This window comes from Nonomuraea sp. B12E4 (assembly GCF_039871825.1).
Lineage (GTDB): Bacteria > Actinomycetota > Actinomycetes > Streptosporangiales > Streptosporangiaceae > Nonomuraea.
Window position 1 is genome coordinate 20385 of the sequence record NZ_JBDPME010000048.1, and the last position, 23576, is coordinate 43960.

Sequence of the window (23576 nt, forward strand, 5' to 3'; positions counted from 1 at the left end):
GCGGCGGTACGCCCCAGGATGGGCGCCGGACGGTTGGCGGTTCGCGCGGGCATCGCGGCATTCGAGTCGCGCTCCTGGCAGGCGGAATCACCCGGATTCGGGAGAGTGGCGAGCTCGTGGCGGATGCCGATCCTGAAAGGCTCGCGACCAGCCTGATGGCCGCGCTACAGGGTGGTCTGCTTCTCGCTCGCACCACCCGCGACGTGCGGCGGTTGGAGATGGCCCCGGACATGGCCCTCGGCTACGTCCGCGCACACGCCGTCACGCTGTGAGGAATGACTTCACGTGGTCAAGCGCCATGTCGAGGGCGATCTCCATGGGCTTGATGTCACGCGCGGTCTCAGCGAGGAGGTATCCGCCTTGCAAGGCGGCCATCAAGCCCGTGGCAAGTTTCTCCGGGTCGGCGTCCGGCTTGAGCACCCCGCTGTCCCGCATCCGCCGCAGGCCGGCGGCGAGCAGCCCTTCCCATTCCACGAACGACTCGGCGAGCGTGGCGCGGGCCTGGTCGTCCTGGTCGGCGAGCTCGCTGGCCAGCGAGCCGAGTGCGCAGCCGTAGGCGCCGTTCTGCAACGCGTTCCGCTGCACCAGCGCGTCGCGCCAGCGGACCAGACCGCGGAACGACTTCAAGCGCTGAAGGTTGCCGCGTTCACGCTCGAGGACCTGCGCGGCGCGCGCCGCGACGACGGCGCGGACCAGTTCATCCTTGTCCGGGAAGTGGTTGTAGAGTTGGGATTTGCTGGTGTTGCTAGCGGCCCGGACGTCGTCCAGCGTGGTCGCGTTCACGCCTTTCATGTACATCAGCTCGACAGCGGCCGCCACGATGCGCGCGCGGGTGGCGGTCCCACGTGGCGTCAGCCTCCGCCCCGGCTGTGCAATCTCCGGCCTGCTCACAGTCCTCAGGCTACCCTGTCTGATCACAGCCGCCGCACGGACCAAATGGTCCCGCTCGGCCACGGGTCTGCTTCCGGACGGTCGATTCCGTGAGGTTGGTGTTGATGATCGCGGGCGATGAGCGATCGCTTGCTGGTCGGGCCGGTGGCCCAGTTGTGCCAGATGCCTGCGGTCATGGCCAGCGGGCGTTGCGCGGCACTGATCGCCTATAGCCACTGACCCGACTCAGGACTTAGAGCTCGCGCGGACAGGCGGCTTGACGCCGCCCGTACCGGGATGCCGAGCAGACCGTTAGCGAGCTGAGTGTCAGAGGGGTCTGGCAAGGTGCCGGTATGTCAATTCACTCTCCCTTGATCTCCAGTCTGCCTGCGTCCTGCGGTCACATCATTGATTTCGACCTCGTCACCCTTGACGGTCGGCTGATCCTCGTCGGCAGCCCCGACAGGGACCGGCTTGCGTGCACCTGGGATCCGGCGAGCGACCGCTGGACACAGTACGAGCTTGACGCCCCGGATGAGGAATTCCCCCACACGGAGCTCACTTCGCTCGGTGCCGCAGTGGTCGACGGCCGGATCGTGATCGGCGGCGGAGGTGACCACCAAGGCTTCGTCATGTGGGACCTGGAGACGGGCAAGGTACGGCTGAGCGAATGGCAGGGCAGCGTGGGCTCGGTGGTCAGGGCCGACTTCGGTGACCGTTCGAGGTTGCTCGTGGGATTCGTCGGCATGTGGGGCGTGCAGTTGTGGGACCCGTCCGATGCCGAGCCGGAGGACTGGCATGACGACGATGGCGACCTTGACGACGAGGACGATTCGGTGACAGAGCCGGAGCAGCCCTCGCTTGACGATTCTCTCGTGGACATTGAGGAGCTGGAATGCCAGTCGGGCGCCAGTAGCGCTGCCGCGGCGGGACTGTGGGCAGGCCGGCCGGTCGTGGTGGCCGGTGGCCGGAACGGTGGCGTGCTGGTGTGGGATATCGAGGAAGGGCGGCCCCTTGCCCAATTTGACGACCTCGACGAGGAGCTCACCGAGTTCGCGCTGGCCTCGGTGGACGGTCGCGTGCGGGCGGTCGCAGCGGGCGGGCAGAGCGTGGTGCTGGGAGATCTCGAATCCAGCGAATGGGGCGAACCCCTCACCGCGCCCGGAGGTGAAATCAGCTGCTTGACCGCCGGCACCGTGCACGGTCGTCCGTTCGCCGTCACCGGGGCGAGGGACGGCACCATCTGTGTGTGGGACCTGGCTGGGCGCCGGTTGCTGGGCCAGCCGCTCCGGGGGCACAGCAGCGAGGTATTCGGGGTGCGGGTAGCCGATCTCGACAGCCGCCCCGTGATCATAAGTAGTGCGCACTGCGACTCAGTCCACCTCTGGGAATTTCCGTTGTAGAGGTCATTCAAGAAGTCTGTGTGGTCATGGTCGGCGGTTCGGGCGTTCGTCCCAGCGGTGGGTTGTCCACGCCCGTCGTATCAGGCTGCGCACGGTGATGATCGCGTCGGCGAGGTCGAAGAGGGCGTCGATCACGGTGGCGCGGCGCTCGTAGCAACGGGCGATGCGGTGAGAGGCGTTCTGCCAGGCGTGCGTGCGTTCGACGTGCCAACGCTGACTGGCTTGGATCCGTGCTTTCTCGCCTTTGTGTGCGATGCGGCCGTGGAGGCCGCGTTCGTCGAGCAGAGTGCGGGTTTTGCCCAAGTCGTAGCCGGCGTCCAGGTGCACCGTGACGCCGCCGGGTAACGGCCCGAGGTCGTCCAGGCAGTCAAGGGTAGGGCCGAGCAGTGAGGAGTCGTGACGGTTGGCGCCGGCCAGCACGCCCAGCGGAATGCCGTAGCCTGCCGTCATGCCCGAGAGCTTCAGCCCCTGCTTGCCGCGGGCGGCCGGTGAGCGTCCGGCGACCTCGCAACCCCCGGGCGCCTTCGTGATCGCTCCGTCGACGGCGATCTGGTCGCGGCCGGTGCGGTGGCGGAGGCCCGGCGCCTCATCGCCGTCAACCTGCTCGACCCGCCGTGCTCGTGCGTCGCCACCTGGTACGGGCTGCTCGGTGAGATGTTGCTCGCGAACGGGCAGACGGCTGAGGCCGCCGTGGCTCTGGACCAGGCCGACCAGTACCTGGACACCTACGGCCAGCGTTACCCGGAAGGCCTGCTCCTCCTGCTGCGAGCGCGGCTGCTGCATGCTCTCGGCGAGCCCGTCGAGGTGGTTCGGGCCGCCGCGGAGAAGGCCCGGCAACTGTCCACCGAACGTGAGGCTCATCTGTTCACCCGCCGCGCCGAGACGTTCCTGGCAAGCTCGGTGAGGAGCCGGCCGGCGGCTGACCGACTGCCCCTGATGCCGCGGGTGAAGCCGAGGTAGTTCTCGATACGTGAGCTCGTGGCGGCCTGCCCGCCGGCCCCGGCGGCGTCGAACAGGACCGTCACGAGTCCCTCCGATGCCCCGTAGACGGCGGCCGCCAATCCCGCGCCTATCACCACCAGGTCGACGTCGTGTGTGGCCGCGTCGTAGGAGAAACCGATTGCTTCAGCGATGTCGCCTGGCGTGGCCCGGCGCAGCACGCGCTCGGAGACCGCCGCGGCCGGGAGGTCCTCGAGTGCCAGGCCGTGCGCCGCCATCAGGATCTGGCCGGCCATGGATCCGGCGTCCAGCGGCATGTGAGGCGACCGCAGCCGGGCAGCGAAGGTCCGCAGCGCTAGGTCTGCACCCGGCCTGCCTGGCCATCCGGGCCGCCGAGACGTTCATCGCGCACTCGGTGTGCGCCGACGGCGTCCCGTTCCAGGTCATCGTCAAGCACGGCCGGTGTGCACGTGACTGCGGACGGCATCAAGCCCGCGTGCGGGACGCTCATCCCCGCCCAGGCCACGCTGATCCGCCAGTCGCCCGCGTGGTGTCGCACATCAACCTGCTACCCGGCCATCCACCACTCCTGCCAAAGCGAGCACACGTACTGCGTCGTACACACTCGCATCCTCTTGACGTCCCGATCCAAGCCTGCGGTTCTGGAGCTGTTCGCCCCCCAAGTCGAGAGCAGGCCTACGGAGCCGTCGAAGAACTCGTACTCAAGAGTGATCACGGTATGGCTCCCGTTCCAGACCCAGACCCAGGCCTCGGCCCCGTTGCCGGGCTCATTGTCGAAAGCACCCGCGGCGTCGAACCAGTACACCGCGACTTCGTCCGCCGAAGCGGGCTGCGCGGTGAGATTCACACCCGTGAGTGCCACGGTCGTCGCGACGACTGCCGCTCTGGCGAAGCTCTTCAGACCCATCTTGTTCTGCCTTCCCTTTTTGACTTCGCTTCCTTGTGCGTTCCGCGCCGGCGGGGACACCGGGACGACCCGCGCTCTGCGGGCGTGACCAGGTCGGGTTCACCCCCGAACGCCGGCAGATGTCCACAGCCTGTTCCGGGTGCGGCCTTGGCGGCATCCGGGTAAGCCCCAGCCGAGTCCCCTGGGTTCACCCGGCCAATCTCCTTGGGCCTACCCCTGCGGCATCCTGGTGGGCCCCAGTGACTCCAGTGGCACTTTGCGATCATGATTGAGATCTGCGCTGGTGGTGCGGTGCCGGGGCGTGTGGCGGCAGGACCACCGGAGCTTCACGAGGACCCGGAACAGCCGATCCAGTAAAGCCGGATCACCGGACGAGACCTCTGCCGCCGCCACTGACCTGGCGGAATTCCTTGCGGGAGGTCCGGTGAGACCGGCCGGGAACCCCCAGGGACTGTCCTAGGGCTCACCCGGATGCCGCCAGGACCACAGCCCGGGCAAGCTGTGGAACGTCCACGGAGTTCGGGAAATCCGGCTCCGCAACAAAGGACAGGATTGCCGGTACAAAGTCAGATGGGAAGGAGCGGGATGAGCCCGAAAAGCTTTGCCAGAACGGCTGTTGTCGCGGCGGCTCTGGCCCTTACGGGTGTGAGTCTTTCCGCGCAACCTGCTTCGGCGGATCAAGTTGTCCTGGACTTCCTGGGTGCCCAGGGCGCCTTCGACAACAACCCGGGCAACGGGGCGGAAAGCTGGGTCTGGATCTGGTCTGGCACCAGTGGCGCCGCCGGCATTGAGTACCGGTTCTATGACAATACCTCCGGATACCTGGAGGTTATTGGACACCACACGTCCGCCACCAGGTTCTTGGATCGAGACGTCTGGAGAATACGACTTTGCGTCGGCAGCGACCGCGTGAAGAAGACTTGTTCAGCCTGGACCTGACGCAGGGTCTCTGGGAACCGCACAAGAAACGAAGCCCGATAGAAGGTAGAGCAAATGGGACTGAAAGGCTTAGTCACAGCGACTGCTGTCGTGACGACGGCTCTTACCGGCCTGACTCTCGCCGCGCAACCTGCTTCGGCGGCTCAAGTCGTCCTGGATTATCAGGGTGCCCAGGGCGCCTTCGACAACAACCCGGCCAACGGGGCCGAAAGCTGGCTCTGGCTCTGGTCTGGCTCCAATTTTTCAGCTGCCCTCGAATACCAGTACTATAATGGTCCGATCTACCGGATGCAGATAGGGTCGAACGCCTCTGCCGTCAGACACCTGGATAGCGACATCTGGAGAATACGACTCTGTGTTTGGGGTCACCCGTGCTCGCCCTGGACCTGAAGGAGGGAGACGGGATCGTAGAGGGTCAGCGTCCGCGAGAGCAATCAAGCCTTCTCAGAGATCTCTGAGAAGGCTTGATCATGTTGTCTCGGGGGCAACACGGCGAACCGTCGCCGTTGTGATCAGCCGAAGATGATCGAACGCGGTCAGCCGGACGTGGTCACCCACCTGATCGGCACCAACGGCGCCCACGCCGGCTCCAGTGACAAGGCCAGGTCGACGATCGGCTGGTGCCGGGAGAACCTCGCCGTCCGGTGGCGCCGGACTATCTGACCGCGCCTGTTATTGTCGCTGGTCCGCGTGGCGAAGCGCCCCGGTCATGGGCTCGCCTCGTCGGCGTAGCGGCTCAGGCGCCGCGCGGCCTTCTCCAGGTCGGCGGCGGCCGCCGCGCAGGCGGCCAGGTGGGCGGTCACCGATGCGTGCAGCCAATGCGGTGCCCCGCCGCCGGCCTTCAGCCCTGCCTCGATCGCGCGCAGGCGCTCGGCGCAGGCAGCAAGAGCGCGGGCGTCCGATCGCAGGACTTCGGCGTGAGCGATGATCGCGGCGATCTGGGCGGACATGACTCCTCCGTCAGGCGTGCGGCACCGGGACGGCGGCATCCCGGAGCGTCTGGCGGGTGCTGGCCGACAGGCACAGCAGTGGGCGGGCGCCGTCGAGCGCCAGCTCGCGGAGCGGGTCGGCCAGCGGGTGGGTCGACTGCGGCTCGATGACCAGCCGAAGTGACGGCGCCGCGTGCAGCCGGGCCTGCCCGCGGGCCCGGACGCAGGACCGCAGCACGGCACCGGCCTCGTGTGTGTAGCCGACCAGGCCGGGATCGCTCAGAGGCAGTCCCGGACCGAGTCGTCCACGCAGAGTGAGGAGCTGGCCGGCGGCGACGTGGGCGGACCGGGTGCCGAGCCGGAGTTCCAGGGGCGTCAGGTACGTTTCGCCGCCCCACAGTCGCGGGCCGAGGGCGCGGACGATCGTGGTGTCGACTGCGGAGCCGACGAGGAAGCTGCCGGAGCGGCGCAGGTCCGCCGCCCGCAGCAGATCAGGCCAGACGGAAAGGCAGGAGCGTCGCCTCAGCAGGTCGGACCGGACGGGAGAACGGGAGCGTCGGCGGAACGGGCCGGGCACGACGATGCCGACATGCAACTCCCCATAGCCGCCCGCACTGGTGTGCCGGTTCCGGGCTGCGTGCACGGCGACCAGGGCACGGCCCGCCACCTGGAGGGCGGGACCGAGCCCCGTACCCTCCAGCAGGCCGGCCGCCGCTGTCGGGCGCGCGGCGAAGTACGCCGTGAGCGCGTTGCCGTCGCGGCACCTGATCGGCAGTTCGACGGTTCCCTCGGGACCGTCCACGGCGCGGGTGGGCACGGTCAGGAAGGGGGACTCCTCCGGCTCGGGCGGGTGGTCGAACAGCAGGTATGCCTGGGAACGCACGACCTGCCCCCGGAACGGCGTAAGCCGCTCCTCGATGAGATCGCGAGCCTCGGGCAGATCGTCGGCGATGTTGGCGAGATAATGCTCGATGCTGTGGCAGTGCGGGAACAGGTGAGTGGAATCGCCGTAATCGACCACGTACCAGTCGGGGTGCAGGTCGAAGCAGGCACCGGCGCCCTGCCCGTCGAGGGTGGGAATGATGTCGTGCTGGTTGGTGACGCTGGCCACCCAGGTGCGCGGGTCGGCGGGGCGTTTGAAGTCGACGGGCGAGCCGACGGCGATGGCGTGGGTGATCGTGTGGCGGGTGCAGAAGTCGGGGTCCTGCGCCAGGTTCATGATCGCCGCCCCGCCCGCGCTGTGTCCGACGAGCGCCAGCTCGGCGCTTGGCGGCAGCCCGTAGTCGGCGACGGCCTCGGCCAGGGCGCGGCTGTAGGGGCTGCTGGCCAGGACGGCGCTGCTGAACGCGCCGAGCAGGTCCTGGGGCGATTCACCGTCGGGACGTCCCACCCGCATGCCCGGTGCCTGGAGGATGTGGCGGATCACACCGTCGGGTCCTTCGACGCTCTGGATGAGGGCCCGCCCCGTGGTGCCGATCGCGCTGATGTTGCCCAGGAAGCCGAGCAGCGACCCCCGTGTGCACAGCCGGGCCGACTCGGCCGCGGTCAGCTCGATCCGGCGCGCGGCGCCCTCCCCGGTGTCGAGGACGGCGATGGCCCTGTTGCTCATGCCGGTGACTGGATCGGCGGTGGCGAAGCCCTTTCCCGTAGCGATGAGCCAGGCGGTGGCGTCGTTGAGCGGGTTCTCGTCCAGCAGCGCGCGCAGCGCGAGCACCTCGCCGAAGACCGGGGCGAGCTGGCTCAGCGCGTGCACCGCACCGCGGTCCTTGAGCAGGGCGCGCAGGGCCCGGACGGCCTCCAGATCGCGGTCGGCGGCGGCCGCGTCGATGAGCCGGGCGAGCATGGGGTCCCCGGTGAGCTCGGGGTGAGCGACCGCCACGGCTGCCACGCGCAACCGCAGCGACGTGGCCAGCACACGTACGGCCAGACTCTCGGCCCCCAGCATGGCACCGGCCTTGACGGCCGCGGTGGCCAGCCGGCCACCGGTGAACGCGCACCCGAGGCCCTGACCGTTCGTCGTGGCCCGTAGCAGCGCTCGGTAGGTGTGCCTGGCCGCCGAGGGAGCGTACGGCAGGGCGCGCAGCAGCGCGTCGTCGGAGAGCGCGGCCGTGGCGTGAGCCGCCGCGTCCTGGATCGTGAGCGCGATGTCCACCAGCTCGCGGGCCGCGGCGCGCAGCGACCTGGCGGCCGGATCGTTCTCCGCGGTCATGACCGGGTCCGCCGGGACATGCTGACGAGGCGGGGGCTCGGGTCCTCCGGCGTGTTGCGGCGCAGCACGTCCGACAGCGTGTGCGTGGCCGCGATGACCCGCACGCCCTCCGGGGAGAACGTGGCGGCGTTGAAGATCCGCGGAGCCAGCAGCGGGTTGGTGAGCGCCTGGGAGAAGGCGTCGATAGCGATGATCTTGGTCAGCAGCGGAGGCAGGATCGCGGTGGGGGATCCGGGTTCCTCGGCGAACAGCCCGACGTACAGGTCGACGTCGTCCACGTCGCGGTAGAGCTCGCGCAGCGCGCCGGTGACCCGCCGATCGCTGGAGATGTGCTCGAAGGCACGCACTCTGGGGAAGCGGCAGTGCTCGCGGTAGCTGTTGTACGGGGCCAGGTCGAGCGCCCGGGAGTCGGCGATGCTGGCCACGTCGATCTCCCGCAGGACGGGGTCGGTGTTGAACAGGCCGATGCGGCCGGCCTGCTGGCGGGAGGCGTCCTCGAAGAGCCGCCCGAGGCCGGGGCCGGGGATCAGCGCGCTGCCGAAAAAGGTCTGGGCCATCGGCAGGTCACGCCCGCCCACCGACAGGTGGGACGGGATCAGGCTGTGCCAGCGGTAGACGAGGTTGAACTCCACCGAGGCCCAGTTCTGCCGGTGCCAGGGCGCGTGGGCGAGCATCGCCGACAGCCGCGGGTCCAGGGTGAACCGGAAGTGGTAGGGGGTGATGTGGTTGATGTACTCCTCGACGACCAGTTTGATCAGCAGCACGATGAGGATGTTGCGGGCCGTCTGGAACAGCCGCTCGTCGTCCCAGCGCGGATGTTCCCGGGCGAGCTGCCGGGCCACCCTGTTGTGCTCGCGCAGGAACAGCACCGTGAGCATGGTGAAGCCGATTTGGCCGTTGCCGCGGTCGCTGCCGGTGGCGAACAGCGTGTCGCGTTGCGCGTCGGTGAGCTGGTCGAAGCGGATGACGCTCAGCGGGGCGAACTCCGGCTTGATCTTGCCGTTCTCGCACAGGTAGGGCGGGAACTCGCCGCCGTTGATGAGCTGGCTCTTGAGCAGCCCGCCGTCGAACGTGCGCAGTGCGGCCGTCGCCGCCTCGTCGAGGCCGTACACCTGGTTCAGGTCGATGTGATGGTTGGAGCTGTTCTTGCGCGGGTCGCGCGGGATGTTGGTGTCGCCGCGCAGGAAACCGTCGGTGAACCATTGGGCGAAGTACGCGAAAAGCACCGTGGAGCGCGGGCAGGGGATCATGGAGTCGCCGCGGGTGAACAGGCCGCCGGCACTCTCGGGAGTGGGACGGGCCCCCTCGTCGACGGGCGCCGGAGGCAGGTGCCTGCCGCTGTAGGTGCGGTCGGTCAAGGAGGCCCACGAGGTGTAGTCGGCCATGGTGCTCAACGGCTCGGGACGCGGCGGCATCTCCCGGATCGCATGGTCGATCAGCGAGGCGTTGATCCGGCGCCGGACCGGCCGGCTTCTCTGTACGAGGTCCCAGAGCGGTCGGCCGTTGGTCAGGGCCAGGAACCTGAGCCGGTTGGCGAGACCATCCGTGGCGATGCTGCGTGCTCGGCTCGCCGCCATCGTCAGCCCTCCCGCCGGTCGATGCCGGGCCGCCCTTCGGCGCCGAGCCCTTCGGCCGGGACCCGACCCTCGGCGCCGAGCCCGAGGGCGAAGCGGTCGGGGAAGATCCCGAGTGTCCGCTCGACGCGGCCCGCCGGTGGCGGGAGCGGACGCACGCCGGGACGCAGCAGCAGGCGGCGTACGGTCTCGGCGATCACCGCGCCGGCCAGGTGCACGCCGAGGCAGGAGTGATGGCCGGAGCCGAAGAACAGCTGATGGTGGCGAGGGCGGTCGAGGCGGAACTCGTCGGGCTCCGGCACCACGGCCGCGTCGAACATGGCCGAGGCCGGTGCCGCGAGCACGAACGTGCCCGCGGGGATCACCGTGCTGCGCGGCGTGCCCGCGGCCAGGACATGGTCACGCTCGCACAGCCGGGGAAGCAGCTTGAAGAACGGGCTGAACCGCAGTGCCTCCCAGACGTACGGATCGAACCGTTCGGGGTCTCCGGCGACGGCCGCGGCCTCCGCGAGAACCCGCGGGTGCAGCAGGAACTGCTCGACCGCCTCGACCATGGCCCCCGGCGCGCTCTCCACGAAGCCCAGCGGCAGTCCGGCCATGTTGATCACGATGCGGTCGTCGGTCACGTCGGCCCTGGCGGGCAGGGAGGAGCGGACGAGGCGGGTGAAGACGTCGTCGGGGAGGTCCCGTCCGGCCCGGAGTGTGGCCCGGTGCTCGGCGAGGCGGTCGCGCAGGTATCCGACCAGCTCGGTGCCCGCTCTGACGGACGCGGCCTGGATGTCCGGATCTCCGAGGAAGTTGGCGAAGCCGTCGGCGACGATGGCCCGCGTCCACCGGCCCAGCGTCTGCGGATCGGGGCCGGGAACGCCGAAATACCGCGCGCACACGCCGAGGGCGACAGGGCGGAACAGCCCGTGGACCGCTTCGAGGCGTCCGCCGGGCCAGGCGGCGTCGAGCAGTTCGTCGGCGAGGCGGCCGGCCAGCTCGCGCACGTCGGCCGCGTCCCGCGGGTCGAGCATGAGCTGCATCAGGCCCTTTTCCCGCCAGTTCATCGGCGTGGCGTCCCTGCCCAGCATGAACGGGGCGCCCAGCGCGGCGTCGAGGCGAGGGCCGAAGGCACGTACCGAGAAGACCTGCTCGTGGGAGAGCACCTCGGTGACGTCGGCGAAGCGGGTCACGACCGTGAAGGCGGGTGTGACGAAGATGGGGCGTCGCTCGCGCAACTCGGCGAACAGGCTCCGCCAGCCGGTACGCATCCACTCCCGGACCAGGCTGCACGCGGACATCGGATCCCGGGCCAGCGCCTCGTCGTATCTCTCCAGATGGCCGCTCGTGGTCGCCTGATCGACAGCACCCATTTCGTGGACCTTCCGCCTGATGCCGGAGCGCACAACGATGATCACGCTGTGCAATCACAATCTAGGGAGGCGCCACACCTTTTCTTCATGACAACAGAGTGCATTGTTTTACTTCCCCACAGTAATTACTCCGTGACTGTAAGGACATTGCCGCACTCCAGGGGCCTGGCCGTTGAATAGGGAGCCTGTCGCCCTGTACCGCTCATGGGAGGAAACGTGATGTCATCACCCATGCCGCAGCCGGGCTCGGTGGAGACGGTGACGGTTACCACCGGCCGCCGCACCGCCTATCTGGTCGTCCTGGTCGTCCTCCCCGTGTTGCTGCTGGCCCTCGCGGTGCCGGCCGCCTGGGGCTGGGGCATCGACCTCCGCGACCTGGTCATCGCGGTCGCGATGTACCTGGTGAGCATCTTCGGGATCGCCATCGGCTACCACCGCCTCTTCACCCACCGCGCCTTCAAGGCCAACCGGGCGCTACGGATCGCGCTCATGCTGGCCGGCGGCATGGCCGTCGAGGGCCCCCTCACGCTGTGGGCCGCCGAGCATCGCCGCCACCACAAGTACGCCGACCGCGAAGGTGACCCGCACTCGCCGTGGCGCTACGGCGACAGCGGCCTGGCACTGCTGCGCGGCATGCTGCACGCCCACGTCGGCTGGTTCTACACGGCCCATCACCGCTCCAGCCGCCGGCACTGGGTGCCGGACCTGCTGGCCGACCCGGACGTGCGGCGTTTCGACGCCGCCTACCCGGCGGTCGTTCTCATGTCGTTCGCGCTCCCGGCCGCCGCCGGGGGGCTGTGGTCGATGTCGTGGTCGGGCACGTGGAGCGCGCTCCTGTGGGGCGGTCTGGTCCGCTACGCCGTGGTGCACCACGTCACGTGGTCGGTGAACTCGATCGCCCACACCTTCGGCGACCGCCCGTTCCGCACCCGGGACCGTTCGTCCAACGTCTGGTGGGTGGCGATGCTGACGCTCGGCGAAGGCTGGCACAACTGGCACCATGTGGAGCCGACCTGCGCCCGGCACGGAGTGCTCAAGGGCCAGTTCGACCCCAGCGCGCGGCTGATCCGCTGGTTCGAGCGGGCGGGCTGGGCTCACGGCGTACGCTGGCCGAACCCCGACCGTCTGACGACCCACCGCACCGACCACAGTCCCGACCACAGCCCCGACAACGGTGCCGACTCCCTGCGATGACACGGCGAGCCTGCCGCCCATGGGTGTTTTCCCGCTGAGGACACCCCCAACTCACGACCTGGGCCGCGTTCCTGCGCAGCCAGGCGGGCGCCCTGCCGGTGTGCGATTTCTTCGAGATCCGCTCCCTCGTCGGCGCCCGCCTGCATGTTGTCGCGGTCATCGAGCACGCCACCCGCCGCGTCCGCGTCCTCGGCGTCCCGATCCACCCCACCGGCCTGTGGGTCACCCGGCTCGGCCGTACCTCGCCATGGACTCGCAGGATGTGGGCACCGCGGCCGCGTTCCTCATCCGTGGTCGGGACGCCAAGTTCACCGCGGCCGCCTGCCCGCTTCAGGTCCGCCACCGTTGCACGGACGCTCTCCGGTAGAGGCCCTCGAAGGTGATGGGGTGGCGGGACTCTGCCCGTCGGCCCGGGGGCGGGCCGGCGGCGGCGCGGTGGCCCCGCAGGTCAGGGCCTGCGCCGCGATTCCCGCGTGGAAGGTCAGGGCTTGCGCCCGATTCCCGCGTAGAAGAAGGCGTCCGCGTCCGTTATCCCGGAGTCGCCGTCGGGGCGCCAGCGGTGTGTGGCGGTCAGGCCGGGTTCGATCAGTTCGGTGCCTTCGAAGAAGCGCTCGATCTCCGCTCTGGTGCGGATCTGTGCCGGGGTGCCGCTCTGCCGGTAGACCGCCACGGCGTCGTGGGCGGCCGGGTTGAAGTCTGGTGTGGCATGTGAGAGCACGAGGAAACTGCCAGGTGCGAGCCGTTCGACCATGGCCCTCACGATTTCCTGTGGCTTGTCCTCGTCCGGGAGGAAGTGTGTCACTGCGAGGAGGGACAGGGCGACAGGTTCGTCCAGGTCGACGGTCCGGCGGAGGAGGGGGTCGTCGAGGACGGAGTCGTGACGCAGGTCGGCGTGCACGTAGGTGGTGCTGCCCTGCGGGCCGCCGAGCGTCAGGGCGTCGGTGTAGGCCAGCACCGTCGGGTCGTTGTCCGCGTAGACGACGCGGGCGTCGGGTGCCACCGCCTGGGCCACCTGGTGCAGGTTGGGTTCGGTGGGGATGCCGGTGCCGATGTCGATGAACTGGCGTATGCCGTACTCGGAGGCGAGGGTTCGGGTGGCGCGGTGCATGAAGTCGCGGTTGGCCCGTGCGCCGGTGACGATGAAGGGGAAGACCCTCTTCACCTTCTCGGCGGCCTCCTGGTCGACGGGGTACCAGTGGGTGCCGCCGAGGTAGTAGTCGTACATGCGGGCGGAGTGTGCCCGGGTGGTGTCGATCTGCGGGGGTTGCTGGCCGGGACCGTTCCTCGCGTGGTTTCCGTTCTTTCGGCCGTGGGCTGAGGTGGGTGGCAGGGCCCCGGGTCCGGACGTCCGGTGTACGACCAGGACTCGGCAGGTGAGGTGGAGGTTGAAGTTATCAGAGGTGCGCATGGGCGCTGAAGGGTCGCGGGCAGCGTGAGCAGCAGGGCCAGAACGCCACGGTGAGCAGAGCCGCGGCGAGTGCTGCCGCGGCGAGTCCCCAGCGCCAGCCGGCCAGGTCGGTGACGAAGCTGGGGAGCAGCCGTCCGGCCGGTCCGCCGATCGTGTTGCCGGCGAGGTATCGGCCCCCGGCGCCGCCGAGTGCCTCGGGGTGGACCTCCTCGGGCCCATCGTGAAAAGCCGCCGCGGGGTGTCCGGCGGCACCTGTCCCACCGCGTGACGGAGACGCCACCAGGCCTTGAGCGTCTTCCAGACCAGACACAGCGGATATGCGGCTCCCGCGAGCCTGATGACGGTCAGCGGCTCGGGGACCGCGGCGAACAGCACCGCCAATCCGAGGTTGGCCCCCACGCGACAGGTAATGCGAATGACCTGTCATATCCAGATCACGGGCACCGCCGTGATCACGACGGCACTCCTCAGCGGACCGGGCAACTGGGCCGGTAATGCTCGTCGGTGTACTGCTGCCACTCCTCAGGGGTGAATGGCCGGACCGCGATGCCGCACACCGCCTGCAGGAGGCCGTCGGGATCGTACGGCAACGCCACGTCCCAGATCCGCACCGTGCCCGCCATATCCCAGTGTGTCGCGGCGTCGGGCGGCCTGTTCGAGGGGCATGTCGGCCACCGCGTCGAACGCCGCGCTGTCGTCTGACGACCGAGGTCGAGGTGATCTAGCCGGAGCGCCCGGTGAGGCCGTCGAGCCTGGCGAAGGACTCCTCGACCAGTTCCGGCAGACTCGCGGGATCGTCGGCGGTCTGCATGGCCGTGTAGAGGCAGGCCAGTGACAGCTGTGTGGCCAGTGTCGCCGCCATGGGCGTGGCCCCGTGCTCGGCCAGTACGTCGACGATCAAGGTGGCCTCCTGTTGCTGCTTCAGCAGCAGTCGCGCCATCAGCTCGGGGTGGCGCCGCAGCAGCCTGGCGTGCACCGCCGACCGCTGCGGCGTGGCCGTCCACCCGGTCAGACCCTCCCGCGTGGCCGCCCTGATCGCGTCGAGCGCGTCGGCCAGCGAGTCGCCGATCGGGGCGCGCCGTTCGGCCTCCCGCCGCAGCGTGCCGATCAGGGCCGCGATGGTCCGCTCGTCGTCGGCGAAGACGACCTCCTGCTTGTCTCCGAAGTAGCGGAAGAACGTGGTGCGCCCGACCTCGGCGCGCTCCGCGATCTGAGTCACCGTCACGTCATCGAACCCGTGCTCACCGAACAGCTCGTAGGCGGCCGTGATGATGGCGTTACGCGCCCGCTGCCGCTTGCGTTCCTGGAGTGATTCGGCCGGCATGCGTTCAGTCTATCCCGATGGAACTCGATACGTTATGGTACTCAGTACCTAATGGTATCTGGTTCTGGAGGAGAGGTGCTCAAGATCGGCTTGCTGGGCGCCGCCGCCATCGCGCCCGCCGCACTCCTTCGGCCCGCCAGGCGGGTGCCGGGTGTGCGGGTGGTCGCCGTGGCGGCCCGGGAACGGTTGCGGGCGCAGCGGTTCGCAGCCCGGCACGGCATCGGCGCCGTACACGACTCCTATGCCGACCTGTCAGGCCCATCGTGACGACGGCGTCCTGGGAGCCGGTGAGCACCATCGACGACATCTACCGGGCGGCCGGGCTGCCGCCCCGAGGCAACGGAGGCTGATTCATGGACGAGCAGTCACGGGACAGCGGGGTGTCGCGCCGCGGCTTCCTGCTGACCTCGACCGCGGTAGCGGCGCTCGCCGCCACCGCAGAGCACCCACGGCCGGTTGCGGCCGCCACCGCGACGGGCGCCGAGGTCGTTGAGGTCGCGCTGGAGGTGAATGGGAAGGCGCGCACGCTCAGCCTCGACCCGCGCGTCACGCTGCTGGACGCGCTGCGCGAGCGGCTGGATCTCACTGGCACGAAGAAAGGGTGCGACCGCGGCCAGTGCGGGGCGTGCACCGTGCACGTGGACGGTCGCCGGGTGCTGTCATGTCTCACACTCGCGGCCGGGGTCGGTGGCAAGGCCGTGACCACCGTCGAAGGGCTGGCTGACGGAGACCGGCTGCATCCGGTCCAGCTTGCGTTTGTGGAGTGCGACGGGCTTCAATGCGGGTTCTGCACCCCGGGGCAGGTCATGTCGGCCGTCGCGCTGATCGAGGAGGGGCACGCGGGGTCGGAGGCCGAGATCCGGGAGTACATGTCCGGAAATATCTGTCGTTGCGGTGCATACCAGCAGATTGTGCAAGCGGTGCGGATGGCGAAGGAGGGGGCGTGATGCGGCCGTACACGTTCGCCGCCGCGCGCAGCGTGAGCGAGGCGTTGGAGCAGGCACGCGACGGATCCGCCTACCTGGCGGGCGGGACGACGCTGGTCGACTTGATGAAGCTGGAGGTCATCAGCCCTGCGCACGTGGTGGACATCACGGCTGTGCCGCTGCGCGGCATCCGGGCCGACGCGGTGGGTCTGTCCATCGGGGCCATGGAGTGCATGGCCGACGTGGCTGGGCACGACCTGGTCGCGGGCCCGTACCCGATGCTGGCCGAGGCGCTGCGGCAGAGCGCCTCCCCGCAGATCAGGAACATGGCCACCATCGGCGGCAACCTGCTGCAGCGCACCCGCTGCGGGTACTTCCGCGACCCGCACACCACGTGCAACAAGCGCTCGCCCGGCTCGGGCTGTTCCGCCATCGACGGTCACAACCGCTCGCACGCCATCCTGGGCACCAGCGACGCCTGCGTCGCCACTCATCCCAGTGACCTTGCCGTCGCACTCACCGCGCTCGACGCCCGTCTGTCGCTGCGCGGCGCCGGCGGCGAGCGCTCGCTGCGGCTGGCCGACTTCTACCGGCTGCCCGCCGGCACGCCCCACCTGGAGAACGAGTTACGGCCAGGTGAGTTGATCACGGGCGTGACCGTGCCCGCGCTGCCGTGGGCGCGCAGGTCCACCTACGTCAAGGTGCGCGACCGGCAGTCGTACGAGTTCGCCCTGGCCTCCGTCGCCGTCGCGGTGAACGTGAGGGGCGGCGTGATCGGCGAGGCCCGCGTCGCGGCGGGTGGTGTGGGCACCAAACCCTGGCGGCTGCCCGCCGTCGAGCAGGCGCTAAAAGGCAGGCCGATGCAGGCGGCGACGTTCGAGGCCGCGGCGGCGCACGCCACCGACGGCGCGCGCCCGCTGTCCCGCAACGCCTTCAAACCGGCGCTGCTGCGCCGCACCATCGTCCGCGCACTCGTGCACCTGGCAGGCTGACATGGCACAACCCACGATGAACCGGATCGACGCCCGCGCCAAGGTCACCGGCGCGGCCAAGTACGCCTCCGACCACAATCTGCCCGGCATGGCCTACGGCCACATGGTGACCAGCACGATCGGCAACGGCCAGATCGTCTCGATGGATCTGGGCGCGGCCCGCGCCGCCGGGGGAGTGATCGACATCTACACCCACGACAACCAGCCGTCCTTTCCGGGCGCACTGCCCGGGCTCGCGGGCATCTTCGCCGAGACCCGCCACCCGCTCGCCGACCGCGAGATCCACTACTACGGCCAGCTCGTCGCGCTGGTCGTGGCCGACACCATCGAGCAGGCCCGCGACGCCGCGGCGCTGATCAAGGTGACGTACGCGGCGCGGCCCCCCAAATCCTCCTTCGAGGACGCCAAGCGGAGCCCCGCGGACCCACCTTCCCTCCCCGGGCTGCCACTCGGGCAACCGATCAAGAAGCCCCAGGACGTCGACATCGAGGCCGCACTGGCCGCGAGCCAGGTCAGGGTCGAGCAGACCTACGACGTCCCGCCCAGGCACCACAGCATGATGGAGCCGCACGCGGCCGTGGCCGCCTGGCAGAGCGGCAAGCTGACGATCTACAGCGGTACGCAGGGGCCGGCGGCGCATGCGATGGAGCTGGCCGCCGTGCTGGGCGTCGAACTGTCCGACGTGCACGTGGTCAGCCCGTACGTGGGCGGCGCCTTCGGCGGCAAGGCGTTCACCTGGGCGCCGGCGCTGCTGGCCGCGGCCGCTGCCCGCGCGCTCGGCCGCCCCGTCAAGGTCGTGACCAGCCGTGAGCAGCTCTTCACCGTGACCGGCCACCGGGCGGCGTCGTCGCAGACGCTCGCGCTCGGTGCGTACCGGGACGGGCGCGTCACCGCGATCAAGCACCACACGACCTGCCAGAGTATCGTGGAGGATCCCGGCTACCGCACCACGCCGAAGTACTACGCGGCCCCGAACGTCGACATCAAGCTGATGGTCACCCCCGACATGAACCTGCCCACCGCTACGATCATGCGCGCCCCCGGCGACGAGGCCGGCTCCTTCGCCCTGGAGAGCGCCATGGACGAGCTGGCCGTGCGGCTCGGCATGGACCCCATTGAGCTGCGCATGAAGAACTACCTGGAGTCGACCCTGATCGAGGGCACGCCCTATTCCAGCAAGCATCTCGACGAGTGTTACCGGGCGGGCGCCGCGCGGTTCGGCTGGTCGCGCCGCAGTGCCCAGCCGGGCGCGGTCACCGACGGGGACTGGCTGGTCGGCCTGGGGATGTCGACCGCCATCCTGGACTCCGGCCGAGCGCCCACGACGGTGCGGGTGACCTTCCGCCCGAACGGCACCGCCACGGTGGCCTGCGCCACATCCGACGCGGGCACGGGGATGTGGACGATCATGGCGATGACAGGGGCTCGCGCTCTGGAGGTGTCCGCCGACCGGATCAAGCCGGCGCTCGGCGACTCCTGGCTGCCCGTCGTGGGCAACGGCAACCCCGACGTGTACGGCGCCGTCGGCTCGGCCGCTACCTCGACCGTGACGCCCGCGATCCTGGTGGCCGCGAAGGAGGCGATCGGGAAGCTGGTCGAGCACGCCACCACGGCCGAGGGCTCGCCGCTGCTCGGGGCCCGCGACGTGCGGTACGAAGGGGGCAGTCTCATAGGGGCGGGGAAGGCGGTGGCGTTCGGCGAGCTGCTCACCCTGACCAGGAGCGGCGAGGTCGGCGCCCAGGGGACCAGTGCGGCCCTGGACGAGGGCTACGCCTATGCCTCCTATGCCGCGCACTTCTGCGAGGTCAGGGTCAACCGGTGGACCGGGGAGCCGCGTCTGTCCCGCTTCACGACCGTGGTGGACGCCGGGGCGATCCTCAACGCGCAAACCGCGCGTAACCAGATCACCGGGGGAGTGCTGTTCGGGCTCGCGGCAGCGATGTTCGAGGAGGGCAAGGTCGAAGGCGCAACCGGCCGGATCTCCAACGCCAACCTCGCCGACTACCTGCTGCCGATCAACGCCGACACCACGGAGATCGACGTACACTTCCTCGACTACCCCGACACCAGGCTCAGCCCCACAGGCGCGCGCGGGATCGGCGAGCTCGGCACGGTCGGAGCCGCCGCCGCCTTCGCCAACGCCATCTACAACGCCACCGGCAAACGCATCCGAACCTTGCCCATCACTCTCGACAAACTGCTCGCCTGACAGTGATGGGGCGACTCCCAGCATGTCCGCCTGATGAGAGCCAGGGGCTGGTAAGCATGTCATGCGGTCCCGTCGCGCCTGACCGGTGCTGACGCGGTCGGCGCCGACGACGCCCGCACCTGCGTGCGCACCCGTGCTCCCCGAGGAGGGGTTCGCCGTCTCACCGAACTACTCGACGCGAACCAGCAGGCCCAATTTGCCGGCCACGCTGCGCGCCCGCTGGACCTGCTCGCCCGTGCGCAGGTCCAGGCAGGTGACGTAGGTGTTGCCCGGCGCGGGGTTGGGGGATTGGAGGAGTTGGCGTAGCCCCGCCACCAGGAACAGGGCGGCCAGCGTGCCCTGGAGCACCCACAGGAGCCCGTTCACAGGCCTGCCGCTGACACACCACCGTCAATGGTGAACACGGCGCCGGTGGTGTAGGCGGAGCGGTCGGAGGCCAGGAAGGCGATCAGGTCGGCGATCTCGCGTGGGGTGGCGGCGCGGCCGAGTGGGAATATGGCGGTCAGTTCGCTGTGGCGGTCCTCGTCGCCGAACCGGGCACGGGCCTGGGCTTTCATCAGGGTGAGGATGCGGTCGGTGGCGACGGGGCCGGGGTTGACGCCGAGGACGCGGATGCCGTCGGCGAGGCTGCGCCCGCCCAGTGCCCTGGTGAATGTCATGAGTGCGGCGTTGCCGGTGCTGCCGGCGATGTAGTTGGCGTCGGTGCCCTCACCGGAGGCACCGATGTTGTTGATGATCACGCCGTGGCCACGGGTCTTCATCCTGGTGTACAGGTGGCGGGTCAGGTTGATGTAGCCGAAGACCTTCAGCTCCCAGGCGTGCCGCCATGTCTGCTCGTCCACTGCGGCCAGTGGTCCGCCGGGGATGTCGCCGGCGTTGTTGATGAGGATGTCCGGTACGGGGACGGCGGCGGCGAACCGGTCGAGTTCGTGGCTCTGCCGCAGATCCACGACATGGACGTCGACGTTCACCCCATAGTCGGTGCCCAGCTGGGCGGCCAGTTTCTTCAGGTCGGGGCCGCTGCGTGCGGCCAGGTCGAGATCGCAGCCCTCTTCGGCGAGCACTTCGGCGATCGCGGCGCCGATGCCGCGTGATGCGCCGGTGATGAGTGCCCGCTTGCCGCTCAGGTTCAGATCCATGACATGCCTCATATGGTGTCGGAATCTTCGATGTCGAAGACAGGTTTGCCCAAACCGATAGTTTCGTCAAGTGGTGGGGTCCGCTCATGCTGGTGCGACCGAGCCTCGCGCTCGCCAGGCATGGCGGGATTGCGCCCTTTGGTTGGGCGATCAAAGGCGCCCTGGTCATCGGTGGCGTGCCAGCCGCCGATTCGCGCCGATGTGGCCGACTCGGGGGGATGAGCAGTTGCTGACCCTCCCAGTCTCGGGAGTCAGGCCGTGGCGTTCTCGATGGGAAGCAGGCCTTTTTCGGCGAAGACCTTCTTGGCCACCAAGGTGCCGTTCAAGGCCCGGGGCATGCCGCAGTACACGGCCGAGTGCAAGAGGGCTTCGGTGATCTCGGCAGGGGCGAGGCCGATGCTGAGGGCGGCGCGGATGTGGATGTCGAGTTCGGCCTCACAGCCGCCGAGGGCGGTAAGTATGCCCAGAGTGATCAGTTGCCGGTCCCGGGGGAGCAGGCCGGGGCGGGAGTACATCTCGCCGAATGCCCAGGCGATCACCTGGTGGCCGAGTTCGGGCGAGACGTCGCCCAGAGCTTCGACGATCATCTGGCCGGCTTCGGGGTCGATCTGCCGGAGTGCCTTCAAACCTCGCTCGAACTGCTGTTCCCGGTGCATGTGTTCCTCTGGGTCATGGTGGTTCTCTTGTCGTGTGGCGCTTTGCCAGGCCAGCTGGGCACGACGTTTCCAGCGGGGCGGGAGCGCCGAAACCGAGGCAGGGGCCGGCGTGCTCGGCACCTTTTCGGAACTACCGGTTTCGGTAACAGGATTATAGAAACCCCCGGTTTCGTCAAGTGTTATGCTTGGTCATGTGACAGCAGAGCCCGAGCCTCGCCGGCACACCGGACGTCGGCGCAATCCCGCCGTCCGGCAGGCCATTCTGGATCACGCCGCCGACCTGCTTGCCGCCCACAACTATTCGGCCGTCCCGATTGACGCCATCGCACAGGCCGCGGGGGTCAGCAAGCATACGATCTACCGCTGGTGGCCCTCCAAAGGCGCGGTGCTGCTCGAGGCCATGGTGGAGCGAGCCAGACGGGAGACGCCCGGCCTGGACACAGGTGTGTTCGCCGATGACCTGGAGGCATTCGTCGCCGCCACCTTCCGTACCGCTGAACTGGTCGGCGGTTTGCTGCGTGGCATCATGGCCGAAGCCCAGCGGGACCCTGTCGCCGCCGAAGGGATGCGCCAGTTCGCCGGCGGCCGCAGGGATGAGCTCCTCGCCCTGCTCGCTCGCGGCCTGGAGCAGGGCGAGGTGCCCGCGGGCACTGATCTGGACCTGCTGGTCGATCAGATTTACGGGCTGATGTGGTATCGCCTGCTGATGGGTCACGCCCCGTTGGGCGACGACGTCGCCGCCCGCCTGGTCCGTTCACTGATCGACCCGAGGTGACGGCGAATCCCCCGCGGCCGAACCAGGACTGCCGCTGCACCGGAACTGATGGCTCGCACTTCTGAGGCGAGTGCCGAGAATGCGAATGCCGTCGTTATCGGTCGAGGTCGTAAATCCTGCGACGGACCTCGCCGATGTCTTCATGGCCGAGTTCGGTGAGGATGTCGAGCGCTTGTTGCCACGCCTCTCGCGCTGCCCCGACTTGGCCCGCCGCGTGATGACTGTCGCCGAGGCCGATGAGGCCGCGGGCTTCTTCGTGGCGATCGTCGAAATCTCTCAGGAGGTTGACGGCTTGTTCATAGCCGGCGATGGCCTGCTGCGCGCTGCCGGTCTGGAGGTGGATGTAGCCGAGGCTGTCCCAGGTGGCAGCCTCGGCGCGGCGGTCGCCGATCTCCTGCTGGAGGCGCAGGGCCTGCTGACAGTGGTCGAGCGCCTGGTCGTGCTCGCCGAGCTCGGCGTAGAACCAGCCGAGGTTGTTCAACGCGCGTGCCTGGCCCACCGTGTTCCCGGCTTCCGCGTACAGGTCCATGGTCCGCCGGGCGCGATCGATTCCTTCGCGATGGCTGCCCTGTGACCAGACCACCCATGCGAGGGTCCGGGTGGTGTCGGCCTGGCCGAGGAGGTCGCGTTGCTCCGTGTATTCGTCAAGCGCGCGCAGCAGGTGTTCGTGCGCCTCGTCAAGACGGTTCAGCTTGATGTAGGCGCGGGCCAGGCCGCAGTGGGTGTGAGCTCGACCGATCGAGTCCCCCCGCTGAACCGCGGCCCGGAGCGCGACTTGGTGCGCGGTGAGGTTGTCGAGCCAGTGCCCCTGCCTGTCGAGAAAGTCGTTCAGCGTCCAAGCGAGCTGCCAGGCATGCCGGTTGAGGTCAACGTCGGCCGCATGGCTGAGTGTGGCCAGGAGCGAGGGGCGTTCGGTGGCGAACCAGGCCATCGCCTGCTCGTAACCAGGCGGCTGTTCTGGAGCGACCCCTGGGGTCAGCGGGTCCAGCGCCAGAGGCTTCCTGGTCGGCTGCAGCAGGAGGGCAGCAACGTGCGCGGTGTGGAGGTAGTGGTCCAGCAGGCGCTCACGTGCCGCGCCGCGCGAGAGGGGCGGGTCCACGGAGTCGGCAAGCTCCGCGGCGTAGAGGCGCAGCAGGTCATGAAAGGCGTACCTTCCTGGGGCGTGCTCGCTGATCAAGTGGGCGCTGGAGAGTTCGGTCAGCAGGGGTCTGATCCGAGCCGGTGTCAGCGCGGCGAGGCTGGCCGCCGTGGCCATGCCGATGTCCGGGCCTGGATGCAGGGCGAGCAGCCGGAACAGTCGCGCCGCTTCAGTACTGAGTGCTTGGTACGACCACGAGAAAACCGCCCGTACATCGGTGACCGATGCGTCGCCGACGAAGGCGTCCAGGTTGTCACGGGCCTGGTGCAACTGATGTACCAAGTCGGCGAGAGGGAACAGGCGGTGGGCGGCGGCCGTCACGATGACGAGCGCAAGCGGCAGGCCGGCGCACATCGCGATGAGGTCGTTGACAGCCTCAGGCTCGGCCGCGGTCCGTTGCGCGCCAAGGCGCCGAGCCAGCAGGTCGCCCGCTTCGGTCTCGGACAGCAGATCCAGGGGGATTGACTGAGCGCCTTCGATGGCGACCAGGCTCGACAGCCGGGCGCGGCTGGTCACCACCACGAGGCAACCGGGGGAGCCCGGGGGCTCACCCCGAAGCGTGGACACCGGCTGTCATGCGGCGAGCAGCACTCTAGCGGTGGTCTGCTGCTCGTAGTCGATGGGGCTGAGGTAGCTGAGCGTGGAGTGTCTCCTGCGGGTGTTGTA

Annotated in this window: 25 protein-coding genes and 1 pseudogene; 10 read left to right on the forward strand and 16 right to left on the reverse strand. The window is 69.1% G+C overall.

What is annotated here, in order from left to right; genetic code table 11:
* The first annotated feature begins 116 nt into the window (after positions 1–116).
* Positions 117–272: a hypothetical protein gene (locus ABGB18_RS46865; RefSeq protein WP_347702197.1), complete on the forward strand. Its 156-nt coding sequence runs from the start codon at positions 117–119 to the stop codon at positions 270–272.
* Here ABGB18_RS46865 and ABGB18_RS46870 read toward each other — a convergent pair.
* Entirely contained in the window at positions 262–891 is a 630-nt protein-coding gene (locus ABGB18_RS46870; protein ID WP_347702198.1) for a TetR family transcriptional regulator C-terminal domain-containing protein, read from the reverse strand. The two genes, ABGB18_RS46865 and ABGB18_RS46870, sit on opposite strands and share 11 nt — an antisense overlap.
* A 350-nt stretch (positions 892–1241) precedes the next feature.
* Here ABGB18_RS46870 and ABGB18_RS46875 point away from each other — a divergent pair, with 350 nt between their 5' ends.
* A complete protein-coding gene (locus tag ABGB18_RS46875) occupies positions 1242–2273 on the forward strand; it encodes a WD40 repeat domain-containing protein (protein WP_347702199.1) in 1032 nt (343 codons plus the stop codon).
* Between the two features lie 24 nt (positions 2274–2297).
* On the opposite strand, the pseudogene ABGB18_RS46880 reads toward ABGB18_RS46875, so the two are convergent.
* The 3 genes and pseudogenes from ABGB18_RS46880 to ABGB18_RS46890 all read right to left on the reverse strand — a co-directional run.
* A pseudogene (locus ABGB18_RS46880) lies at positions 2298–2828 on the reverse strand (transposase); the annotation flags it as partial.
* A gap of 302 nt (positions 2829–3130) precedes the next feature.
* Complete coding sequence (locus ABGB18_RS46885) at positions 3131–3508, reverse strand: hypothetical protein (protein WP_347702200.1); 378 nt, start codon at positions 3506–3508, stop codon at positions 3131–3133.
* 272 nt (positions 3509–3780) lie between these two features.
* Complete coding sequence (locus ABGB18_RS46890; RefSeq protein WP_347702201.1) at positions 3781–4140, reverse strand: hypothetical protein; 360 nt, start codon at positions 4138–4140, stop codon at positions 3781–3783.
* A 585-nt stretch (positions 4141–4725) separates the two neighbouring features.
* Here ABGB18_RS46890 and ABGB18_RS46895 point away from each other — a divergent pair.
* Together ABGB18_RS46895 and ABGB18_RS46900 are read left to right on the forward strand one after the other, a co-directional pair.
* On the forward strand, positions 4726–5079 hold the full coding sequence (locus ABGB18_RS46895) for a hypothetical protein (RefSeq protein ID WP_347702202.1): 354 nt from the start codon (positions 4726–4728) through the stop codon (positions 5077–5079).
* 522 nt (positions 5080–5601) lie between these two features.
* Entirely contained in the window at positions 5602–5742 is a 141-nt protein-coding gene (locus ABGB18_RS46900; protein ID WP_347702203.1) for a hypothetical protein, read from the forward strand.
* Between the two features lie 44 nt (positions 5743–5786).
* On the opposite strand, the gene ABGB18_RS46905 is transcribed toward ABGB18_RS46900, so the two are convergent.
* From ABGB18_RS46905 to ABGB18_RS46920, 4 genes are read right to left on the reverse strand one after another with little or no spacing between them, the layout of a single operon-like run.
* Positions 5787–6029 carry a hypothetical protein gene (locus ABGB18_RS46905; protein ID WP_347702204.1) on the reverse strand — a complete coding sequence of 81 codons (243 nt, stop codon included), beginning with the start codon at positions 6027–6029 and terminating at the stop codon, positions 5787–5789.
* Between the two features lie 10 nt (positions 6030–6039).
* Positions 6040–8217 (reverse strand): hypothetical protein, encoded by a 2178-nt coding sequence (locus ABGB18_RS46910; RefSeq protein WP_347702205.1) that lies wholly within the window; start codon positions 8215–8217, stop codon positions 6040–6042.
* Entirely contained in the window at positions 8214–9794 is a 1581-nt protein-coding gene (locus tag ABGB18_RS46915) for a peroxidase family protein (RefSeq protein WP_347702206.1), read from the reverse strand. Before ABGB18_RS46915 ends, ABGB18_RS46910 begins: the two co-directional genes overlap by 4 nt.
* 2 nt (positions 9795–9796) lie before the next feature.
* Complete coding sequence (locus ABGB18_RS46920; protein ID WP_347702207.1) at positions 9797–11149, reverse strand: cytochrome P450; 1353 nt, start codon at positions 11147–11149, stop codon at positions 9797–9799.
* A 219-nt stretch (positions 11150–11368) separates the two neighbouring features.
* Here ABGB18_RS46920 and ABGB18_RS46925 point away from each other — a divergent pair, with 219 nt between their 5' ends.
* Positions 11369–12343 carry an acyl-CoA desaturase gene (locus ABGB18_RS46925; protein ID WP_347702208.1) on the forward strand — a complete coding sequence of 325 codons (975 nt, stop codon included), beginning with the start codon at positions 11369–11371 and terminating at the stop codon, positions 12341–12343.
* A 481-nt stretch (positions 12344–12824) separates the two neighbouring features.
* On the opposite strand, the gene ABGB18_RS46930 is transcribed toward ABGB18_RS46925, so the two are convergent.
* The 4 genes from ABGB18_RS46930 to ABGB18_RS46945 all read right to left on the reverse strand — a co-directional run bounded on the left by ABGB18_RS46930 (position 12825) and on the right by ABGB18_RS46945 (position 15075).
* Entirely contained in the window at positions 12825–13751 is a 927-nt protein-coding gene (locus ABGB18_RS46930) for an SAM-dependent methyltransferase (protein ID WP_347702209.1), read from the reverse strand.
* A complete protein-coding gene (locus ABGB18_RS46935) occupies positions 13738–14031 on the reverse strand; it encodes a hypothetical protein (protein ID WP_347702210.1) in 294 nt (97 codons plus the stop codon). The genes ABGB18_RS46930 and ABGB18_RS46935 overlap by 14 nt, the downstream gene beginning before the upstream one ends.
* A gap of 187 nt (positions 14032–14218) precedes the next feature.
* On the reverse strand, positions 14219–14374 hold the full coding sequence (locus ABGB18_RS46940; protein ID WP_347702211.1) for a hypothetical protein: 156 nt from the start codon (positions 14372–14374) through the stop codon (positions 14219–14221).
* Positions 14375–14472: 98 nt separating this feature from the next.
* Positions 14473–15075: a TetR family transcriptional regulator gene (locus tag ABGB18_RS46945; protein WP_347702212.1), complete on the reverse strand. Its 603-nt coding sequence runs from the start codon at positions 15073–15075 to the stop codon at positions 14473–14475.
* A 75-nt stretch (positions 15076–15150) separates the two neighbouring features.
* On the opposite strand from ABGB18_RS46945, the gene ABGB18_RS46950 reads away from it, so the two are divergent.
* From ABGB18_RS46950 to ABGB18_RS46965, 4 genes are all read left to right on the forward strand, one after another.
* Entirely contained in the window at positions 15151–15342 is a 192-nt protein-coding gene (locus ABGB18_RS46950) for a hypothetical protein (protein WP_347702213.1), read from the forward strand.
* An 86-nt stretch (positions 15343–15428) separates the two neighbouring features.
* Complete coding sequence (locus ABGB18_RS46955) at positions 15429–16022, forward strand: (2Fe-2S)-binding protein (RefSeq protein WP_347702214.1); 594 nt, start codon at positions 15429–15431, stop codon at positions 16020–16022.
* On the forward strand, positions 16022–16993 hold the full coding sequence (locus ABGB18_RS46960; protein ID WP_347702222.1) for a xanthine dehydrogenase family protein subunit M: 972 nt from the start codon (positions 16022–16024) through the stop codon (positions 16991–16993). The genes ABGB18_RS46955 and ABGB18_RS46960 overlap by 1 nt, the downstream gene beginning before the upstream one ends.
* 1 nt (position 16994) lies before the next feature.
* Positions 16995–19202, forward strand: coding sequence for a xanthine dehydrogenase family protein molybdopterin-binding subunit (locus tag ABGB18_RS46965; RefSeq protein ID WP_347702215.1), 2208 nt, complete (start codon positions 16995–16997; stop codon positions 19200–19202).
* Positions 19203–19370: 168 nt separating this feature from the next.
* Here ABGB18_RS46965 and ABGB18_RS46970 read toward each other — a convergent pair whose 3' ends face one another.
* The 3 genes from ABGB18_RS46970 to ABGB18_RS46980 all read right to left on the reverse strand — a co-directional run bounded on the left by ABGB18_RS46970 (position 19371) and on the right by ABGB18_RS46980 (position 21117).
* Positions 19371–19568 carry a hypothetical protein gene (locus tag ABGB18_RS46970; protein ID WP_347702216.1) on the reverse strand — a complete coding sequence of 66 codons (198 nt, stop codon included), beginning with the start codon at positions 19566–19568 and terminating at the stop codon, positions 19371–19373.
* Positions 19565–20341, reverse strand: coding sequence for an SDR family oxidoreductase (locus ABGB18_RS46975; protein WP_347702217.1), 777 nt, complete (start codon positions 20339–20341; stop codon positions 19565–19567). Before ABGB18_RS46975 ends, ABGB18_RS46970 begins: the two co-directional genes overlap by 4 nt.
* Positions 20342–20592: 251 nt before the next feature.
* The gene (locus ABGB18_RS46980) at positions 20593–21117 is read right to left on the reverse strand and encodes a carboxymuconolactone decarboxylase family protein (protein ID WP_347702218.1); all 525 of its coding nucleotides are present in this window, start codon (positions 21115–21117) and stop codon (positions 20593–20595) included.
* 73 nt (positions 21118–21190) lie between these two features.
* Here ABGB18_RS46980 and ABGB18_RS46985 point away from each other — a divergent pair, with 73 nt between their 5' ends.
* Positions 21191–21772 carry a TetR/AcrR family transcriptional regulator gene (locus tag ABGB18_RS46985; RefSeq protein ID WP_347702219.1) on the forward strand — a complete coding sequence of 194 codons (582 nt, stop codon included), beginning with the start codon at positions 21191–21193 and terminating at the stop codon, positions 21770–21772.
* Positions 21773–21866: 94 nt separating this feature from the next.
* Here ABGB18_RS46985 and ABGB18_RS46990 read toward each other — a convergent pair whose 3' ends face one another.
* Positions 21867–23432 carry a tetratricopeptide repeat protein gene (locus ABGB18_RS46990; RefSeq protein ID WP_347702220.1) on the reverse strand — a complete coding sequence of 522 codons (1566 nt, stop codon included), beginning with the start codon at positions 23430–23432 and terminating at the stop codon, positions 21867–21869.
* Positions 23433–23576 lie beyond the last annotated feature (144 nt).

Coding starts and splice junctions, on each gene's coding strand:
- ABGB18_RS46890 (WP_347702201.1), bottom strand. CDS start 4,140: ATGGGTCTGAAGAGCTTCGCCAGAGCGGCAGTCGTCGCGACGACCGTG.
- ABGB18_RS46955 (WP_347702214.1), top strand. CDS start 15,429: ATGGACGAGCAGTCACGGGACAGCGGGGTGTCGCGCCGCGGCTTCCTG.
- ABGB18_RS46945 (WP_347702212.1), bottom strand. CDS start 15,075: ATGCCGGCCGAATCACTCCAGGAACGCAAGCGGCAGCGGGCGCGTAAC.
- ABGB18_RS46930 (WP_347702209.1), bottom strand. CDS start 13,751: ATGCGCACCTCTGATAACTTCAACCTCCACCTCACCTGCCGAGTCCTG.
- ABGB18_RS46975 (WP_347702217.1), bottom strand. CDS start 20,341: ATGGATCTGAACCTGAGCGGCAAGCGGGCACTCATCACCGGCGCATCA.
- ABGB18_RS46910 (WP_347702205.1), bottom strand. CDS start 8,217: ATGACCGCGGAGAACGATCCGGCCGCCAGGTCGCTGCGCGCCGCGGCC.
- ABGB18_RS46925 (WP_347702208.1), top strand. CDS start 11,369: ATGTCATCACCCATGCCGCAGCCGGGCTCGGTGGAGACGGTGACGGTT.
- ABGB18_RS46965 (WP_347702215.1), top strand. CDS start 16,995: ATGGCACAACCCACGATGAACCGGATCGACGCCCGCGCCAAGGTCACC.
- ABGB18_RS46920 (WP_347702207.1), bottom strand. CDS start 11,149: ATGGGTGCTGTCGATCAGGCGACCACGAGCGGCCATCTGGAGAGATAC.
- ABGB18_RS46940 (WP_347702211.1), bottom strand. CDS start 14,374: ATGGCGGGCACGGTGCGGATCTGGGACGTGGCGTTGCCGTACGATCCC.
- ABGB18_RS46895 (WP_347702202.1), top strand. CDS start 4,726: ATGAGCCCGAAAAGCTTTGCCAGAACGGCTGTTGTCGCGGCGGCTCTG.
- ABGB18_RS46885 (WP_347702200.1), bottom strand. CDS start 3,508: ATGGCCGGCCAGATCCTGATGGCGGCGCACGGCCTGGCACTCGAGGAC.
- ABGB18_RS46900 (WP_347702203.1), top strand. CDS start 5,602: ATGATCGAACGCGGTCAGCCGGACGTGGTCACCCACCTGATCGGCACC.
- ABGB18_RS46905 (WP_347702204.1), bottom strand. CDS start 6,029: ATGTCCGCCCAGATCGCCGCGATCATCGCTCACGCCGAAGTCCTGCGA.
- ABGB18_RS46960 (WP_347702222.1), top strand. CDS start 16,022: ATGCGGCCGTACACGTTCGCCGCCGCGCGCAGCGTGAGCGAGGCGTTG.
- ABGB18_RS46915 (WP_347702206.1), bottom strand. CDS start 9,794: ATGGCGGCGAGCCGAGCACGCAGCATCGCCACGGATGGTCTCGCCAAC.